Annotated in this window: 1 rRNA gene; it reads left to right on the forward strand. The window is 59.6% G+C overall.

Annotated features, from left to right (window positions below):
• A 23S ribosomal RNA gene (locus tag ACJOT3_RS34765) occupies positions 1-295 on the forward strand; the annotation flags it as partial.
• Between the last annotated feature and the right edge of the window lie 2 nt (positions 296-297).

The raw sequence follows: 297 nt of genomic DNA on the forward strand, positions 1-297 counted from the left end.
TGATAGACGGCAGTCGTTGCGTGTGCGGGGTTGTGGGGCGTGTCTGTCCGGGTCTGCCGACCTGGAGCACTTTGTGGTCAGAGCTAGCTGAATCCGTTGGGAAGCGGTACCGGAGTGGGTGAGAGTCCCGTAGGTGAAGGTTCTGGTCGGGTGTTGGACGCTGTCCCCGAGTAGCGCGGAGCCCGAGAAATTCCGTGTGAATCTGGCAGGACCACCTGCTAAGCCAAAATACGTCCTGGTGACCGATAGTGCACTAGTACCGTGAGGGAAAGGTGAAAAGTGCCCCGGTGAGGGGTC

The organism is Nocardiopsis protaetiae (assembly GCF_045446735.1).
Classification (GTDB): Bacteria; Actinomycetota; Actinomycetes; order Streptosporangiales; family Streptosporangiaceae; genus Nocardiopsis; species Nocardiopsis protaetiae.